15 protein-coding genes and 1 pseudogene are annotated in these 13075 nt (G+C 65.3%); all 16 read left to right on the top strand.

Annotation, left to right across the window (positions count from 1 at the left end; genetic code table 11):
* Positions 1–69: 69 nt before the first annotated feature.
* The 16 genes and pseudogenes from cobU (at position 70) to cobI (ending at position 13059) form a co-directional block, all read left to right on the top strand.
* Positions 70–588 (top strand): bifunctional adenosylcobinamide kinase/adenosylcobinamide-phosphate guanylyltransferase, encoded by a 519-nt coding sequence (gene cobU / locus RCH91_RS14775; RefSeq protein ID WP_306535738.1) that lies wholly within the window; start codon positions 70–72, stop codon positions 586–588.
* 56 nt (positions 589–644) lie between these two features.
* Positions 645–1703, top strand: a complete 1059-nt coding sequence (gene cobT / locus RCH91_RS14770; RefSeq protein ID WP_306535737.1) for a nicotinate-nucleotide--dimethylbenzimidazole phosphoribosyltransferase — start codon at positions 645–647, stop codon at positions 1701–1703.
* A complete protein-coding gene (gene cobS / locus RCH91_RS14765) occupies positions 1700–2446 on the top strand; it encodes an adenosylcobinamide-GDP ribazoletransferase (protein WP_306535736.1) in 747 nt (248 codons plus the stop codon). The genes cobT and cobS overlap by 4 nt, the downstream gene beginning before the upstream one ends.
* On the top strand, positions 2443–3048 hold the full coding sequence (gene cobC, locus RCH91_RS14760; RefSeq protein ID WP_306535735.1) for an alpha-ribazole phosphatase: 606 nt from the start codon (positions 2443–2445) through the stop codon (positions 3046–3048). The genes cobS and cobC overlap by 4 nt, the downstream gene beginning before the upstream one ends.
* A gap of 30 nt (positions 3049–3078) precedes the next feature.
* Complete coding sequence (locus RCH91_RS14755; RefSeq protein ID WP_306535734.1) at positions 3079–4470, top strand: cobyrinate a,c-diamide synthase; 1392 nt, start codon at positions 3079–3081, stop codon at positions 4468–4470.
* Positions 4467–5774: a phosphomethylpyrimidine synthase ThiC gene (thiC, locus tag RCH91_RS14750; protein WP_306535733.1), complete on the top strand. Its 1308-nt coding sequence runs from the start codon at positions 4467–4469 to the stop codon at positions 5772–5774. The genes RCH91_RS14755 and thiC overlap by 4 nt, the downstream gene beginning before the upstream one ends.
* A gap of 22 nt (positions 5775–5796) precedes the next feature.
* A complete protein-coding gene (locus RCH91_RS14745) occupies positions 5797–6534 on the top strand; it encodes an energy-coupling factor ABC transporter permease (RefSeq protein WP_306535732.1) in 738 nt (245 codons plus the stop codon).
* A gap of 44 nt (positions 6535–6578) precedes the next feature.
* A pseudogene (locus tag RCH91_RS14740) lies at positions 6579–6845 on the top strand (hypothetical protein); the annotation flags it as partial.
* Positions 6829–7350, top strand: coding sequence for a hypothetical protein (locus tag RCH91_RS14735; RefSeq protein ID WP_306535730.1), 522 nt, complete (start codon positions 6829–6831; stop codon positions 7348–7350). The pseudogene RCH91_RS14740 and the gene RCH91_RS14735, both read left to right, overlap by 17 nt.
* A gap of 22 nt (positions 7351–7372) precedes the next feature.
* Positions 7373–8125, top strand: a complete 753-nt coding sequence (gene cbiQ / locus RCH91_RS14730) for a cobalt ECF transporter T component CbiQ (protein WP_306535729.1) — start codon at positions 7373–7375, stop codon at positions 8123–8125.
* Entirely contained in the window at positions 8116–8970 is an 855-nt protein-coding gene (locus RCH91_RS14725) for an energy-coupling factor ABC transporter ATP-binding protein (RefSeq protein ID WP_306535728.1), read from the top strand. The genes cbiQ and RCH91_RS14725 overlap by 10 nt, the downstream gene beginning before the upstream one ends.
* A complete protein-coding gene (locus RCH91_RS14720) occupies positions 8967–9350 on the top strand; it encodes a sirohydrochlorin chelatase (RefSeq protein ID WP_306535727.1) in 384 nt (127 codons plus the stop codon). The genes RCH91_RS14725 and RCH91_RS14720 overlap by 4 nt, the downstream gene beginning before the upstream one ends.
* Positions 9350–9994 carry a precorrin-8X methylmutase gene (locus RCH91_RS14715; protein WP_306535726.1) on the top strand — a complete coding sequence of 215 codons (645 nt, stop codon included), beginning with the start codon at positions 9350–9352 and terminating at the stop codon, positions 9992–9994. The genes RCH91_RS14720 and RCH91_RS14715 overlap by 1 nt, the downstream gene beginning before the upstream one ends.
* A gap of 23 nt (positions 9995–10017) precedes the next feature.
* Positions 10018–11097: a cobalt-precorrin-5B (C(1))-methyltransferase gene (locus RCH91_RS14710; RefSeq protein WP_306535725.1), complete on the top strand. Its 1080-nt coding sequence runs from the start codon at positions 10018–10020 to the stop codon at positions 11095–11097.
* Between the two features lie 43 nt (positions 11098–11140).
* Positions 11141–12358 carry a precorrin-6y C5,15-methyltransferase (decarboxylating) subunit CbiE gene (gene cbiE / locus RCH91_RS14705; RefSeq protein WP_306535724.1) on the top strand — a complete coding sequence of 406 codons (1218 nt, stop codon included), beginning with the start codon at positions 11141–11143 and terminating at the stop codon, positions 12356–12358.
* Positions 12355–13059 (top strand): precorrin-2 C(20)-methyltransferase, encoded by a 705-nt coding sequence (gene cobI / locus RCH91_RS14700; RefSeq protein WP_306535723.1) that lies wholly within the window; start codon positions 12355–12357, stop codon positions 13057–13059. Before cbiE ends, cobI begins: the two co-directional genes overlap by 4 nt.
* Positions 13060–13075 lie beyond the last annotated feature (16 nt).

The following is a 13075-nucleotide window of genomic DNA, read 5'->3' as shown; positions in this document are numbered from 1 at the left end:
AGGCCCGGCGTGCAGCTTTTTACCGGTTTTTGGACCCCGCTTCCTTTTAGGAGGCGGGGTTTTTCATTTATGGCACGAGTCATTTTCATAACGGGAGGAGCCCGCAGCGGCAAGAGCCGGCTGGCCGAGCGCATCGCCGGCGGGTTCGGCACCCCTTTGGGCTACCTCGCCACCGGCGCCGCTGGCGACTCCGAGATGGCGGAGCGTATTTCCCGCCACCGGACCCGGCGTGGGGATGCCTGGACCACCATTGAGGAGCCGATGGAAATCGCCGGCGCGCTTCGGGAGAACGACGGGCGCTTCGCCGCCGTCCTCGTGGACTGCGTGACACTCTGGCTCTCGAACCTTCTCCTGACCTACGACGACCCTGCCCGATGTCTGGGACATGTCAAAGACTTGACATTGATGTTGCCTTTGCTCACGACCCCGATCATCCTCGTCTCCAGCGAGGTTGGGATGGGGATCGTGCCCGAGAACCGGCTGGCCCGCCAGTTCCGCGACCTGGCCGGCGAGGCCAACGAGATGATCGCCGCCGCGGCCGACGAGGTCCATGTGACCTTCAGCGGACTGCCATTGCGTCTGAAATGAATGTAAGGGCGCGGCAAGCGGTGCCCTTACGACGAATCCTGAAAACGAGGTAATCCATGATCCTGCTGACCGAAACCCTGTCAAATATCCGTCCCGTGGACGCCGACCTGATGGCTCAGGCCCAGGTGAGGCTCGATAACAAGACCAAGCCCATCGGGTCCCTCGGTCGCCTGGAAGAGTTCGCCCGGCGCTACGTGGCCATTGCAGGGAACCTGGACCCCTCCACCGGGAAGAAGGTGATCTTCACCTTCGCTGCTGACCACGGGGTGGTGGAGGAGGGGGTTTCCGCCTTCCCGAAGGAAGTGACGGTCCAGATGGTCTTCAACTTCCTTAACGGAGGGGCGGGGATCAACGTCCTGGCCAGCCATGTGGGGGCCGAGGTCCTCGTGGTGGACATGGGGGTCGACCATGATTTCGGCGACACCCCTGGCCTCATGGGCCGCAAGGTGGCCCGCGGGACCCGCAACATGGCCAAGGGACCGGCCATGACTCGGGATGAGGCGGTTGCCGCCCTGGAAGTGGGGATCGAGCTGGCCAACGGCTGCAAGGCCAATGGAGTGGCCATGGCTGGCACCGGGGAGATGGGGATCGGCAACACGACGGCGGCATCGGCCATCATCGCCGCCTTTTCCGGGAAAACCGTCGCCGACGTAACCCACCGGGGGACCGGCATCAATGACGAGGCCCTGGCCCACAAGATTCGGATCATCGAGCAGGCCCTGTCCGTGAACCGCCCCGACCCGAAGGACCCTGTTGACGTCCTGGCCAAGGTGGGAGGTCTGGAGATCGCCGGCATCGCCGGCCTCGTCCTCGGCTGCGCCGCCAACCGGATTCCGGTGGTGGTGGACGGCTTCATCTCCACCGCCGGCGCCCTCATCGCCTGCGAGCTTTGCCCCACGGCGAAGGAGTACCTCTTCGCGGCCCACGAGTCGGTGGAGATCGGCCACCGGTTCATGCTGGAGCGGATTGGCGCGGAGCCAATCCTCGACCTGCGGATGCGCCTCGGCGAGGGGACCGGCGCGGCCCTGGCCATGGGGCTCATCGAAGCGGGAGTAAAGATTCTGAAAGAGATGGCAACCTTCGCGGAGGCCGGCGTGGCGGAAGGGGAATATTGAGACTCTATTTCATCGCCCTCCAGTTTCTGACCATCATCCCGCTACCGTTCTCCCCCCGCTGGGAGGAGAATGACCTGGGGCGCTCCATGGCGTTCTTTCCCCTGGTGGGGCTCACCATCGGCGGGCTCCTGGCCGGGGCGGACTTCCTCCTAACGCAGTACCTGCCGCGGCCGGTGGGGGACCTCCTCCTGGTGGCGCTTCTGGCGGGGGTGACCGGGGCACTCCACCACGACGGGCTCGCCGATGTCTGCGACGGCCTGGCGGCCCGGGGTGCCAGGGAGCGTTTCCTGGCGGTGATGAAGGATTCGCGCATCGGCGCCGTGGGGGTGGTGGGGCTCGTGCTGGGGCTTCTTCTCAAGTACCAGGCCATTCTGGCCCTTCCTCCCGAGGTGAAGCGCCAGGCCCTCTTCTTCTTCCCGGTCGTGGCCCGCTTCGCCCAGGTGCAGATGACCGTGGGCTCCCGCCGGGCGCGGGAGGACGGCCTTGGCGCCGCCTGCATCGCCGGAGCCGGGGTGGCGCAGGTAGCGGTCGCCGGGATCGTGACCCTTGCCGCCGCGTATCTCCTCTTCGGGGTGAAGGGGATCGCCTGCTGGGCGGTACTTTCCCTTTTAACGGCCGGAGTCAGGGCCTGGTCCCATCGCCGCCTCGGCGGGGTGACCGGCGATGTCATCGGCTGTGCCAGCGAACTGAACGAGATTATCTGCCTCTTGATTATTGTGGGAATGTACGGGAAATTGACATGACACCAAAAACACGGATTCATCTCATTCGCCACGGCGAAGTTGAAGGGGCGGGCGCTGTCCGTCGCTACAACGGCCATACCGACGTAGGGCTCTCGGAGCGGGGGCGGAGCCAGTACCATGCCCTCAAAGAGCGTTTTGCGGATGCGCCCATAACCGCCCTCTATACCAGTGATCTTACCCGGTGCGCCTGGGGAGCCGAAGTGCTCGGTTCCCACCTGGGGCTTACCCCGGTGCGAAAGCCGGAGTTGCGGGAAATGGGAGTGGGGATCTGGGAGGGGAAGAGCTGGCCCGAACTCATGGAACAGTACCCCAACGAGTGGCAGGCACGGCTCGACGACATCGTCAACTACCGGGTCCCCCAGGGGGAGAGTGTCCTCGACGTGCACAGCCGGGTGATGCCGGTCATCAGCGCAATCGTGGAGCGCCACCGGGGGGAGGAGGTCCTCGTGGTGGCCCACGGCGGGGTGAACCGGATCATCCTCCTGAACGCCATCGGCGCCCCCCTGAGCAGCCTCTTCGCCATCGAGCAGACTTACTGCTGCCTGAACGTCATTGACTACTTCGCCGACGGCAATACGGTAGTTAAACTGGTGAACGGCTGACCAAGCCATAGGGAAGGACCGCGAAAGACCATGAAATCGATCATCATCGCAGCGCCCCACAGCGGATCGGGCAAGACAACCATCACCCTCGGCATCATGGAATGCCTGAAGCGGCGCGGGCTGACAGTGGCCCCCTTCAAGGTGGGGCCCGACTTCATCGACCCTGGGTACCACCGCCACATCTGCGGCCGCCCCTCCGTCAACCTGGACGGCTGGATGTGCGGCGGCGACTTCGTGCGGGAGACCTTCTTTCATCACGCCGCCGGAGCCGACATCGCCGTCGTCGAGGGGGTCATGGGGCTCTTCGACGGTATCGGCGGGGCCTCGGAGGAGGGGAGCACCGCCCAGGTGGCGAAGCTCCTGGGAGCGTCGGTCATCCTCGTGGCGGACGCCAAGGGGCAGGCCCGCAGCGTCGCCGCCCTGGTGAAGGGGTTCGCCGAATTCGATCCGGAGGTGAAGCTCGCCGGAGTCATCTTCAACAACGTGGCGAGTGAAACCCATGGCCGCGTCCTGCGGGATGCCGTGGAAAGTCATCTCCCCGACGTTCGGGTGCTTGGCTGTATCCCCCGCGACGAAAGCCTCGGTATCCCGTCGCGGCATCTGGGGCTCTTCACCGTGGATGAGAACCCCCTGCCGGCGGATTTTCTCGATCACCTTGTGGAGGTGGTCCGGGAGTACGTGGACCTGGGTATGCTCTGGACGGTGGCCACCCTCCAGGGGGTACCGGACAGTAAGGGACATGAGGGACAGACGTCCCGGCGGAAGCCGGTCCGGATCGGCGTTGCCTGCGATGCAGCCTTCTGCTTCGTCTACGAGGACAATCTGCGACTGCTTCGTCAGGCAGGGGCCGAGCTTGTAGAGTTTTCTCCCCTGGCCGACGAAGCGCTTCCCGAGGGTGTTGCCGGCCTCTACCTCCCCGGTGGCTATCCGGAGGTTTTCGCCGACATCCTGGCTGCCAACGGACCCATGAAGGAGGCGGTGCGCGGGGCGGTGGAAGGGGGTATGCCGGTCTTTGCCGAGTGCGGCGGCTTCATCTACCTGTCCCGGGGGGTGGCCGGCATGCTGGGGGATGTGGAGTCGTTTCACGAATTCGTCGGCATCTTTCCCGTCGCCACCCGGATGCTCCCCCGGCGCAAGGCCCTGGGCTACCGGGAGGTGGAGCTTGCTGACGACTCCATCATCGGTCCCGCCGGCACCATCGCCCGGGGGCACGAGTTCCACTACTCCGAGATGGAGGCGATGCCCCCCGAGGTGGAGCGCCTCTACCGGGTGCGCCGGGCCGGCGTTGACCTGGGAATGGAGGGATATCGCCACAAGAACTGCCTCGCCTCCTACATCCATCTCCATTTCGGCAGCAATCCCGGGATGGCGGAGGCGTTCGTGAACAATTGCCGCAACTACGCACAAAGGAGCCGTTCGTGAAAACCCAGATCGAAATCGCCCGCGAGGGCACAATTTCTTCCCAAATGATGGACGTGGCGGCCGAGGAGCACGTTTCACCCGACTACGTCAGGCAGATGGTTGCCGAGGGGAAGATCGTCATTCCGTGGAACCACAACCGCAAGCCGCGGGCCGTCGGCATCGGCAAGGGATTGAGGACCAAGGTGAACGCCTCCATCGGCACCTCTTCCGACATCATCGATTACGAAGCCGAGGTGCGGAAGGCGCGGGCGGCCCAGGAGTCGGGGGCCGACACCCTCATGGAGCTCTCCGTGGGGGGCGATCTGGACCGGGTGCGGCGCGAGGTGATCGCCGCCGTGGATCTCCCCGTGGGGAACGTCCCCCTCTACCAGGCCTTCTGCGAGGCGGCCCGCAAGTACGGCGACCCCAACAGGCTCGACCCGGAGATGCTCTTCGACCTGATCGAAAAGCAGTGTGAGGACGGCATGGCCTTCATGGCGGTCCACTGCGGCATCAACCTCTACACCATCGAGCGGCTGAAGAAGCAGGGGTACCGCTACGGCGGCCTCGTCTCCAAGGGGGGGGTGAGCATGGTGGCCTGGATGATGGCCAATGGTCGCGAGAACCCCCTCTACGAGCAGTTCGACCGAGTGACTGGAATCCTCAAAAAATACGACACGGTTCTCTCCCTGGGGAACGGCCTGCGGGCCGGTGCCATCCACGACTCCTCGGACCGGGCCCAGATCCAGGAGCTTCTCATCAACTGCGAGCTGGCGGAACTGGGCCGGGAGATGGGGTGCCAGATGCTCGTGGAGGGACCCGGCCACGTCCCCTTGGACGAGGTGGAGGGGAACATCCAGCTCCAGAAGCGGATGAGCGGCGGCGCGCCGTACTATATGCTGGGCCCCATCTCCACCGACGTGGCCCCCGGTTTCGACCACATCACCGCCGCCATCGGCGCGGCCCAGTCGAGCCGCTACGGCGCCGACCTCATCTGCTACATCACCCCGGCCGAGCATCTGGCCCTCCCCAACGAGGAGGATGTCCGCCAGGGGGTGAAAGCGGCGAAGATAGCCGCCTACATCGGCGACATGAACAAGTACCCCGAGCGGGGCCGGGAGCGGGACAAGGAGATGTCCAAGGCCCGCCGGGACCTGGACTGGCAGAAGCAGTTCGACCTGGCCCTCTTCCCGGAGGATGCCCGGGCGATCCGCGCCAGCCGCACCCCCGAGGACGAGGCCACCTGCACCATGTGCGGCGACTTCTGCGCCTCCCGGGGGGCAGGGAAGCTGTTTGCGGCGGATCTGCGTGGTGATAAAATCTGATTATTTTGCTACAGAGGTTGTAATGAAAAAGGCCCTCTTTATGGGATGCTGGTTCCTCGCACTGGCCTCCCCCGCCCACGCCATGCACATCTCCGAAGGGATCCTCCCCTTCGGGTGGGCGCTCCTCTGGTTCGCGGTGGCGGCGCCGTTTCTGGCGGTGGGGCTCCGGCGGCTGAACGAGCTCTCCCGGGACGACCTCTCCATGAAGCCCCTGGTGGGGCTCATGGCGGCGGTGGTCTTCATCATCTCCTGCATGCCGATTCCGGTTCCCAGTGCCGGCACCTGCTCCCACCCCTGCGGCACCGGGATCTCGGCCATCCTCGTGGGGCCCTTCGTCTCGGTGGTCATCGCCGCCGTGGCGCTCCTCATTCAGGCGCTCCTTCTGGCCCACGGGGGGCTCTCGACCCTTGGCGCCGACATTGTCTCCATGGGGGTGGTGGGCTCCTTTGCCGGCTGGTTCATTTTCCGTGGGATGCGCCGCGTCGGGGCGAGTCTTGCGGTTGCCGGTTTTCTGGCAGGACTTGCGGCTGACTGGGCCACCTACCTGGCTACGTCCGGAGTGCTGGCTGCCGGAGTCCGGGGGAGCGAGCCCTTTATCCCCCTCTTCCTGAAGATTGCCGTGGCCTTCATCCCGACCCAGCTCCCCTTGGGCGTTCTCGAAGGGGCCATGACCGCCGGCATGGTGGTGCTCCTCTCCCGCAAGCGGCCCGACCTGCTGGTGAAGATGCGAGTGCTCCGGCCTGAAGAGGTGGCGGCGTGAGGATTTTTTTGCTGGTTGCGGTACTCTGGTGTGGTGTACTTTCAGGCGGGGTTTCGGCTGCCGGTGACAAGTGGCCGGGCGTCGACGAGACGGTGGTGGAAAAAGTCGCCAGGGAGCGGGGCCGTGAAGCCCGTGCACCCCTCATCAACACCGACCAGGGGGACCTCCTTCTCTTCGTCTTTCTTGCTGCCGGTGCCATCGGGGGATTCGCGGCAGGATACTGGTGGCGGATGCTTGTCTCTGAAAAGGGAAGCGCCGGCCGGACCACGGTGCACGGGGCGGCAGGGGAGAACCATGACACTCTACGGTGAAACGTCGGAAAACGGCTCAGTGGTGCCCGATGCGGATCTGGTCCGCCTCATCAACGAGGCGATTGCCCTCGAACTGAACGTTTCGCGGCTCTACGCCCTCTTCCAGGATCAGTTTCCGGAGGATGCCGAGTTCTGGCAGACTCTTTCCGTGGAGGAGGAGAACCATGCCCTCCTCCTCAAGATCGGCCGCAAGCATTTCGTCCCCCAGGAGATCTTTCCCCATGAGCTTCTCCCCGAATCGGTGAAGCCGCTGATCAATCAGAATCGGGAACTGGAGCAACTCATCGGCGATTTCGAGATCCTTCCTCCCCTGCGCGAGGACGCGTTTCATCTGGCCATTGCTCTGGAAGAGGCGGCGGGGGAGCTCCACTATCAGCGGGCCATGGCGGGGGGCGCCCACAATGAAGCCCTGAAGGTTTTTCAGACCCTCAACAACGACGACCGGGACCATGCCGACCGGATCAGGCGTTACATGGAGGAACGGGGAATCGGCCAGTCTCCGTGACCGGCCTGTGACCTCCGCACCGATGCACCGACTTTCGCACCCCACACTGATCGCTCACCCCGTCACGCTGCTGGACCCGCGCGTGAAACTCCTCTCGGCCCTGGCGCTCCTCGTCATGGTGGTGAGCTGCACGGGAGTCGCCTTTCCGCTGCTGGCGGCGGCCCTCGGCCTTCTCCTCTGCCTCTGGCTGGGGGTGCCGGCGCGGCTTATCCTCGTGCGGTTTGCCGAGCCCCTCTTTATCGCGGCGGTGGTGCTCCTCCTCAAGACCTTCTTCAGCGGCACCGACCCCCTCTTCACCCTTCATCCCTTCGGCCTGGAGATCGTGGCCCACCGTGACGGACTCGCCGAAGGGGGCGCCATCGCGGCCCGGATCGCCGGGGCCGTGGCGGTGGTGGCGGCGGTGGGGTTCGCCACCCCCTTCACCGACCTCATGGCGGCCCTGTCGTGGCTGCGGGTCCCCCAAGGGCTCATCGACGTGGCCCTCTTTGCCTGGCGCTACCTCTTTGTCCTCTTCGACGACGCCCAGGTGGTCTACGCGGCCCAGAGGAACCGCCTCGGCTACGCAGGGTTCCGGCGGGGGCTGCGCTCCTTCGGGATGCTGGCCGGCGCCCTGGTCATCAAGGCCTTCGACACCAGCCAGACCATCACCACAGCCATGGTGCAGCGGGGGTACGACGGAAACCTGCCGCTCCTGAAGCACCGCCCTTTCCGGACCGGCGAGGTGGCCGCATCGGTCCTTTTCGTGGCGGCCATGGGGATGCTGCGGTGGCTGTAGCGCGCCTTTCCGTCCATATCCGCGCCTTCACCTACCCCGACGGCACCCGCGCCCTGGCCGACATCCGGCTGGAGGTGGAGAGGGGGGAGTTCTGCGGCATCCTCGGCTCCAACGGGTCGGGGAAGACGACGCTTCTGAAGATCATGGACGGCCTCGTCAAGGAGTACGACGGCCAAGTGCTCCTGGACGGCCGGGACGTGCGGAAGCTCCATCCCCGGGACATCTACCGGACCGTGGGGCTCGTGTTCCAGAATCCCGATGACCAGCTCTTCGCCCACACGGTCTTCGAGGACGTGGCCTTCGGGCCCCGCAACATGGGGTTTGCGGAGGCGGAGGTGAAGGTGCGGGTCGAGGAAGCCCTGGCCGCCGTGGAGATGGTGGAGCTGGCAGGCAAGAACATCCACGCCCTCAGCTACGGCCAGAAGAAGCGGGTCTGCATCGCCGGGCTCCTGGCCATGGGGCACGAGGTGCTCCTCCTGGACGAGCCCACCGCCGGCCTCGACCCCATGGGGGAGTACCGGATGATGGAACTTCTGACGCGCCTCAACCGCGACCAGGGGGTGACGGTCGTCATGGCGACCCACTCGGTGGACCTGGTCCCCCTCTTTCTCCATCGGCTCCACATCCTGAGCCGGGGGAAGATCGTCCGGAGCGGCCCCCCCGAGGAAGTCTTCACCGCCCCGGCCGAACTGGAGAACGTGAAGCTTCGGCTCCCCCACATCGCCGAACTGATCCATCGGCTGAAGCACGAGGACGGTCTCCCCTTCCGGCGGCTTCCCCTCACCATTGGCGAGGCACGGCGGGAGATCGTCGAGGTAATGGAAATGAAAAGGAGCAGTTCATGAAAACCGCAATTTTATTGATGGCCCACGGGAGCCGCATCCCCGAGGCCAACGACGCCGTGCGGGAGATCGCCGCCATGGTTAAGGAGATGACCGGCTACGGGATCGTGGAGGTGTCGTTCCGGGAGCAGCACCTGCCGAATATCCAGCAGGGGATCGACGCCTGCGTGGCGAAAGGGGCGGAGCGGGTGCTCCTGATGCCCTACTTCCTCTTCGTGGGTGCCCACGTTCAGGAGGACCTCCCCGAGGAGATGGCCGAGGCCCGCAGACGCTACCCCAACGTGGAATTCGCCATGGGACCTCACCTGGGGGTACACCGCAAGCTGGCCGAGGTGGAGGTGGATCGGATCGCCGAGGCCCTCACCGCCACGGGATGGCACTGATGTCGGTTCATCTCACTCCCGAAGAGATCGAAGCCGAATCGTTCCGCCTCATCGATGCCGAAGTGGGACCCCACCCCTGGGGACCTGCCGAGTGGCCGGTGGTACGGCGGGCCATCCACACGAGCGCCGACTTCGACTACGCCCGCTCCATGGTATTCTCCCCCCAGGCCGTGGCCCGTGGCGTGGCGGCCCTGCGGAAGGGAAGGGGGATCGTCACCGACACCACCATGGCCCTGTCGGGGATAGCCAAGCCGCGCCTTGAGCGCTTCGGCATCCGCGCCGCCTGCTTCGTGGCCGACCCGGAGGTGGCCCGGGACGCAAAAGCGCTCGGGGTGACCCGCTCCATCCTGGCCATGCGGAAGGGGGTGGCCGACTGCGGCAACGGCATCTTTGTCATCGGCAACGCCCCCACGGCTCTCTTCGAGCTGCTGCGCCTCATCCGCCATGAGGGGGTGCGGCCGGAACTGGTCGTGGGGCTACCGGTGGGCTTCGTGGGCGCCGCCGAGAGCAAGGAGGCGCTCCTTGCCCTGGAGGAGGAATCTCCCGAAATTCCCTTTATCACCAACCGGGGGCGCAAGGGGGGCTCAAACGTGGCCGCGGCCGTAGTGAATGCACTTCTGATCCTGGCGGAGGAGGCGGGGTAGGGGCAGTCCCCCCGTCACTCACAATGGACAGAAAAGAGCTCAGACACGGCTACACCACCGGTGCCTGCGCCGCTGCTGCCGCTAAGGGGGCGGCGCGGATGCTCCGGGAGCAGCGCATCGTGGAGGAGGTGGAGCTTGTCCTCCCCAGGGGCGAGCGGGTCATTTTTCGCCTCCATGGCCAGGAATTCGACGCCGGCGCCGCCTCCTGCTTCGTGGTGAAGGATGCGGGGGACGACCCTGATGTGACCAACGGAGCCGAGATCCACGGCCGGGTCCATCGCGAGCCCCTCAACCGCTCCGGCGCCCGGACCATGGTCTTCGTGGACGGGGGGAAGGGGGTCGGCACGGTGACCAAGCCGGGGCTCGGGGTGGGGGTGGGGAACCCGGCCATCAACCCGGTGCCGATGCGGATGATCACCGAGGGGGTGAAGGAGGAGTTCTCCGTTGTCTGCCTCCCCCAGGTCCTCTACGTCACCATCTCCATCCCCAACGGCGAGGAGCTGGCGAAAAAGACCCTCAACGCCCGCCTCGGCATCGTGGGGGGGCTCTCCATCCTCGGCACCACCGGCATCGTGCGCCCCATCTCCGCCAAGGCCTGGACCGACACCCTCGATGCGGCCCTGGACGTGGCCCGGGCCTGCGGCTGCAAGACCGTGGTCCTCTCCACCGGAAGGACCAGTGAACTGGTGGCGCTGAAGGCCAATCCTCTCCCTGAAGAGTCCTTTATTATGATGGGGGACCACGTGGGGTATGCTCTTCGGGCGTGCGCCCGCAAGGAGATGCGTCATGTGGTCCTGGCGGGGCAGTTCGCCAAGCTCCTGAAGATCGCCTGCGGCCACGAGCAGACCCACGTCTCCTCCTCGGAGCTGGATCTGCGGATGCTGGCGGAATGGCTCCACGAACTGGGGTCCCGGTCCCCGGTCCCCGGTCCCTGGTCCCGGTACAACACCGCACGCCAGGTGCTGGAGGAGTCGGGTCACGATCGTGCCCTCATGGAGCTCGTCTGCATCCGGGCCCAGGAGGCGGCCCGGCGGCTGGCTCCTTCCCTCGACATCAAGGTTTTACTGGCAGGGTACGATTCAACGGTGCTATATTTCGGGTAAAATTACGGACAGAGTCCCATTTCGGAATTGAGGAGGTTTCCCCATGCCTCACCAGAAAATCTACCTCGTCGGCGCAGGCATCGAAGGGTGGGAAGGGTTCGGCGCCAAGGCCCTGGAGGTTATCGGCAAGGCCGAGGTCCTCATCGGCCACAAGCGCCACCTGGACATCTTTCCCGACTTCACCGGGAAGAAGCAGGAACTGGGGGACCTCTCCATCCTCCTGGAGCAGCTCAAGGGGACCGACAAGCGGACCGTGGTCCTCGGCTCCGGCGACCCGAACTTCTTCGGCATCGCCCGGTTCCTGCTCCGCAACCTCCCCAAGGAGCGGATCGAGATCTTCCCCAACGTGACGAGCGTCCAGTACGCCTTCGCCCAGATCAAGGAACCGTGGGACGACGCCATCTTCGTCTCGGTGCACGGCCGGGGGCTCAAGGGGGCCGTGGACCGGATCGTGGCCGCCGAGAAGGTGGCGGTCCTCACCGACAAGACCAACTCCCCGGCGGCCATCGCCCGGGAACTCATCGCCCGGGGGGCCGAGGGGTACGAGGCGTGGCTCTGCGAGAACCTGGGGCTCCCCGGAGAGAAGTTCACCAGGACCGACGTGAAGGGCCTTCTGGAGCTGCCGGCGGCGGAGCTGAACATCCTCATCCTCATCAAGGCCTGGGAGCCCCAGCTGACCCAGTACCCGGTCATCGGCATCGATGACGACGAGTTCGCCACTGCCAAGAAGCTCATCACCAAGCAGGAGGTGCGGGCCGTGACCCTGGCGAAGCTCAGGCTCCAGGATGATCTCATCATGTGGGACATCGGCGCCGGGAGCGCTTCCGTCTCCATCGAGGCGTCGAACCTGATGCCCAACGGCCGTATCTTCGCCCTGGAGAGGAATCCCCAGTACCTCGGCTTCATTCGCGACAACCTGAAGAAGTTCGTGGCCCGCAACGTGGCGCTCATCGAGGCCTTCGCCCCCGAGGGGCTCGACGACCTCCCCGATCCGGACCGGGTCTTCATCGGCGGCTCCGGCGGCATGCTGGAGGAGATCATCGATGCCGTGGACCGGCGCCTCAAGCCCGACGGCGTCATCGTCCTGAACGCCGTGACCCTCGACACCCTCACCAAGGCGGTGGAGTTCCTGGAGGACCACGGCTACACCGTGGAGGTGGCCTGCATCAACGTGGCCAAGACCAAGGGGCTCACCGAGTACAAAATGTTCGAGTCCCACAATCCCGTGTACATCGTTTCTGCCTGGAAGGGAGAGGAATGACCGCAAAAATTTACGCCGTAGGCGTCGGCCCCGGCGACCCGGAGCTTTTGACGAGAAAGGCCGAGCGGATCATCCGTTCGGCCGCCGTCATCTGCGCCCCCACCGGCGCGGCCGACGCGGCCAGCTACGCCCTCTCCATCGTGGAGGATCTCATCGATCCCGCCCGCCAGGAGGTGCTTCCCCAGGTCTTCCCCATGCGCAAGGACCAGGAGGGGCTCGAAGCGTTCTGGGAGGAGGCCGCCGCCCAGGTTGCCGCGCGGGTCCAGGCCGGGAAGGATGTGGCCTTCATCACCATCGGTGACCCGTTCCTCTACTCCACCTTCCTCTATCTCTACCGTATCTTCCGGGAGCGCTACCCGGAGATTTCCGTGGAGATCGTGCCGGGGATCTCCAGCATCAACGCCGCAGCGGCCGCTGCCGGTGTCCCCCTGGGGATGGCCGCCGAGCGGATCGCCATCCTCCCCACCACCTACGAGGACGACGAACTGCGCCGGACCTTCGCCGACTTCGATACCGTCATCCTCATGAAGGTGAACCGGGTCTTTGACCGGATTTACTCGCTTTTGAAAGAGCTGGGGCTGGAGCGGAAGGGGGTCTTTGTCCGCCGGGTCGGCTCCGCCGACGAAGAGGTGGTGTTCGACCTGGAATCTCTCGTGGGGGAGAAGCTCGATTACCTGTCGCTCTTGATTGTCAAAAAGTAAAACCGAAAAGGCTAAG

The sequence above is a fragment of the Geobacter sp. genome (assembly GCF_030834625.1).
In the GTDB taxonomy this organism is placed as follows: domain Bacteria; phylum Desulfobacterota; class Desulfuromonadia; order Geobacterales; family Geobacteraceae; genus Geobacter.
The sequence above is the reverse complement of the archived record's forward strand: the minus strand, read 5'-3'. Positions and strand labels throughout refer to the sequence as shown.

Coding starts and splice junctions, on each gene's coding strand:
- RCH91_RS14715 (WP_306535726.1), top strand. CDS start 9,350: ATGTCGGTTCATCTCACTCCCGAAGAGATCGAAGCCGAATCGTTCCGC.
- cbiQ (WP_306535729.1), top strand. CDS start 7,373: ATGCACCGACTTTCGCACCCCACACTGATCGCTCACCCCGTCACGCTG.
- RCH91_RS14720 (WP_306535727.1), top strand. CDS start 8,967: ATGAAAACCGCAATTTTATTGATGGCCCACGGGAGCCGCATCCCCGAG.
- cobU (WP_306535738.1), top strand. CDS start 70: ATGGCACGAGTCATTTTCATAACGGGAGGAGCCCGCAGCGGCAAGAGC.
- RCH91_RS14755 (WP_306535734.1), top strand. CDS start 3,079: ATGAAATCGATCATCATCGCAGCGCCCCACAGCGGATCGGGCAAGACA.
- cobI (WP_306535723.1), top strand. CDS start 12,355: ATGACCGCAAAAATTTACGCCGTAGGCGTCGGCCCCGGCGACCCGGAG.
- cobC (WP_306535735.1), top strand. CDS start 2,443: ATGACACCAAAAACACGGATTCATCTCATTCGCCACGGCGAAGTTGAA.
- RCH91_RS14735 (WP_306535730.1), top strand. CDS start 6,829: ATGACACTCTACGGTGAAACGTCGGAAAACGGCTCAGTGGTGCCCGAT.
- cbiE (WP_306535724.1), top strand. CDS start 11,141: ATGCCTCACCAGAAAATCTACCTCGTCGGCGCAGGCATCGAAGGGTGG.
- RCH91_RS14710 (WP_306535725.1), top strand. CDS start 10,018: ATGGACAGAAAAGAGCTCAGACACGGCTACACCACCGGTGCCTGCGCC.
- cobT (WP_306535737.1), top strand. CDS start 645: ATGATCCTGCTGACCGAAACCCTGTCAAATATCCGTCCCGTGGACGCC.
- RCH91_RS14745 (WP_306535732.1), top strand. CDS start 5,797: ATGAAAAAGGCCCTCTTTATGGGATGCTGGTTCCTCGCACTGGCCTCC.